The following is a 3,194-nucleotide window of genomic DNA, read 5'->3' as shown; positions in this document are numbered from 1 at the left end:
CGCCACTTGGTGTGAGTGCTGGGAACGGGAGTGGGAGCGGCTGATGTCGATCGATTCCCAACAATCGATCGAGTCTAGTGGCGATCAGATCCGCTCTGTGCGACAGCTTTATCAGCAACAATTAGCAACTGTCGATCGATGGCGATCGATGAGCGCGGTGTTGGGGGTGGCTAGAATGTTAATGATCAAACGGAGAATTTGAGAGCGGGGAGTTGGGAGTTTAGGGATTAACTTGAATGCGGCCTTGACAGAGTAATTGGCCAGCCTGAAGATCGAGCTGGTCGATCTGGACATCCGCGCCGAGATCGATTTGGTACTTAGTGATGTCTCGCCCTGGGAGATTGATCGAACAACTAATTTTGAGGGGATCGAGGTCGAGTAGATGTCCGTCACGAATCGCGATCCCCATCGAGATCTCGATCGGCGCGGTGCGCTCGGCTAAAGTGAGATTTCCTTGTAAAATTAAGGTCTGGGGGATAATTTGTAGATGCTGCCAATCAATCTGCCAGTTGGTCTGAGGGAGATCGGTCGCCAGAATTTGACCGAGCAAATCGGTAATGGCTTGGGATAATAGTGGCGCAGCTAGAGAAGTCTGCAAATCGCGTTCGCTAAATTTGACATCAGCTAGCACGGCAATTGGCGCGAGCAAGCACAACGGTTGACCCTTGATGACTTGAGGAAGATTAATCCGAATATCTTCCGCAATCAGATCGATCGATCCCAGTGTTAAGCCTTGATAGATCGCTCCCACCGCCCCCACTGCCACCCGGGGAATCCGACCGCCCAAAATTTGCCGACTGCCGCCAGCGATCGCTACTTGGAGGTCATCGACATGCGATACTTGCGATCGAAGCCAGACCCGACAAGCAGGTGCTAGCACCGAACCCACAATCCCTCTAGTTTGATTTGTCAATTGAGTCGCTCTATAAATATGTAATATTTCTGCAAAAGAGTTTACATGCAAATAGTCGCTAGTTACCAGTGAATAATAGATTAACGGTGTACTAGCGGCAAATCTACTGTGTCTGCAATCTACTCGGTAATCTGCGGTAATGTTCTTTAGCTATCAACTATCAACTAAACTATGGCCGCACGGCTTCAAAAAATTTTATCGCAATGGGGAATTGCTTCCCGACGGCGCGCGGAACAGTTAATCTTGGCTGGACGAGTGCGTGTCAACGGCGAAGTGGCCAAATTAGGACAAACAGCCGAACCGACTACCGATCGAATTGAAGTTGATGGTAAACTAATTGCATTACAGAGCAGACCTGAGCATGTATACTTACTACTCAATAAACCAGTTGGGATAGTCTCCACCTGTTACGATCCCCAAGGTCGGCCGACAGTATTGGACCTACTACCACCACAACTGCGTGAAGATGAAGGAATTCATCCAGTAGGTAGATTAGATATTGATTCTAGTGGTGCGTTGTTACTCACCAATGATGGCGAGCTGACATTTCGACTGACTCACCCGCGTCATAGTATTAGTAAGACCTATGCAGTTTGGGTGAAAGGTCGCCCCTCCGCCACCACACTAGCTGATTGGCGAAACGGGATCGACTTGGACGGTCGATATACATTGCCCGCGCAGGTTGATGTTGTCAAGCAACAGACCGATCGCACTTTGCTGACAATTGTCCTTACTGAAGGTCGCAATCGGCAAATCCGCCGCGTGGCAGATCGATTACGGCATCCAGTTTTACATCTTCATCGTACCAGTATTGGTAATATTAGCATCGATGGAGATGTACCCCAGCAGATCGGTTCCTACCGCCATTTGCAATTAGCCGAGCTTCACAGTCTCCAATTTACTGGGGATCGCACAGATGCAGATTTACTCATCACAGGGGAATCTGCAAGCTGAGAACCAGCGATCCCTGGACTTAAACCCCGACAATTATCCCTTAACACTACCCCACAATCAGCGATCGTGACTCTACTGGCACCGCTCAAGCATATTACCGCTCTCAAGTTTTCTAAACTCTCACCACATCACATTTTCGCTAGTGTCGCCTCTTCCCTAGAGCCTCGTCCCTTGCCAATACCCATCGTCCACGAACCAGCACCCTTGCCACCGACGCCCAGCGAGATCTTGCAAGAGATTGGTGGGGAGTTGCGGCAATTGCGCCAGCAGCGGCAATTGACGATCGAGGATTTGTCGGCACGGACGCGGATTCAGCCACGATTGATTCAAGCGATCGAAGAAGGTCATCTGGAAATGTTGCCCGAACCTGTTTACGTCAGAGGTTTAGTCAAACGCTACAGCGATAGCCTCGGCTTGAATGGGCTGACCATCTCCGCACGGGTACCTCACTGGGCACCCGAAGCCGCCACTTTCGAGCCAACGACCAAACTCCAGTTGACTGGCTTTAATCCGACAATTCGGATTAATCCTTTGCAAATTTATATTGGTTACACGCTAGCGATTGTTTGTGCGGGTGCGGTGACGTCTTACCTGCTCAATAATGCCATCAAACCACCCGCGATCGCGAGCAATGTCATCCCACCACGAGCGGCGGGGATCGCCGTTGTTCGTCCGACCAACTCGCAGCCAGCTCAGAAATTAGCTGATGTCAAAATCGGGATCGCGATTCAAAGTCCGACGTGGGCGCAAATCGGGATCGATGGCACGACTAAATTTACTGGCAATCTCCAGCCGGGAATGCAACTGAGCTGGATTGCGACTAAGCAGGTAACTGTCAATACCAATAATGCTGGGGGTTTGCTGCTGTCTCGCGACGGCCAACCAGCGCAACCATTAGGTAAAGTCGGTCAAAAACTGAGCACGACGGTTAAGGTCAGTAAATAACTATTCTGATACCAATTAAAAAGCAGAGTTAGCAACCAAAACGGTTGCTAACTCTGCTTTTTAATTATCTTTGGTGCATTACGCTTCGCGGTAACACACCCTACAGAGCCTGAGATTTCATCGAGAGCGGGACTTAAATTCTCACAGTTACTTGCTTGTCATGTAGATATTCCTTGATCTCGGCGACAGTAAGTTCGCCATAGTGGAGCAGAGATGCTAGTAATGCGGCTTCGGCATGTCCGTCGGTGACGGCTTGATAGATGTGTTCGCAGTTGCCCGCACCACCGGAGGCAATGACGGGCACTTGGACAGCAGTAGCGATCAATCGGGTCAGATCGAGGTCGTAGCCAGCCTTGGTGCCATCGGCATCCATACTCGTGAC

5 protein-coding genes are annotated in these 3,194 nt (G+C 50.2%); 3 read left to right on the top strand and 2 right to left on the bottom strand.

What is annotated here, in order from left to right:
* A partial coding sequence (locus RMO27_RS21885) for a hypothetical protein (protein WP_309736575.1) occupies nt 1-202 on the top strand: 202 nt, incomplete at its 5' end.
* Nucleotides 203-220: 18 nt separating this feature from the next.
* Here RMO27_RS21885 and RMO27_RS21880 read toward each other — a convergent pair.
* Nucleotides 221-913: a DUF2993 domain-containing protein gene (locus tag RMO27_RS21880; protein ID WP_309736573.1), complete on the bottom strand. Its 693-nt coding sequence runs from the start codon at nt 911-913 to the stop codon at nt 221-223.
* 171 nt (nt 914-1,084) lie between these two features.
* Here RMO27_RS21880 and RMO27_RS21875 point away from each other — a divergent pair, with 171 nt between their 5' ends.
* Nucleotides 1,085-1,867, top strand: coding sequence for a pseudouridine synthase (locus RMO27_RS21875; RefSeq protein WP_309736571.1), 783 nt, complete (start codon nt 1,085-1,087; stop codon nt 1,865-1,867).
* 66 nt (nt 1,868-1,933) lie between these two features.
* Complete coding sequence (locus RMO27_RS21870; RefSeq protein ID WP_309736569.1) at nt 1,934-2,812, top strand: RodZ domain-containing protein; 879 nt, start codon at nt 1,934-1,936, stop codon at nt 2,810-2,812.
* 133 nt (nt 2,813-2,945) lie between these two features.
* On the opposite strand, the gene RMO27_RS21865 is transcribed toward RMO27_RS21870, so the two are convergent.
* Nucleotides 2,946-3,194, bottom strand: a 249-nt coding sequence (locus RMO27_RS21865; protein ID WP_309736567.1) for a HisA/HisF-related TIM barrel protein, incomplete at its 5' end; no start/stop codon positions are given.

It is taken from the genome of Chamaesiphon sp. OTE_75_metabat_556 (assembly GCF_031378165.1).
Taxonomy (GTDB): Bacteria; Cyanobacteriota; Cyanobacteriia; order Cyanobacteriales; family Chamaesiphonaceae; genus Chamaesiphon.
This window is presented reverse-complemented; position numbering and strand designations above follow the sequence as displayed.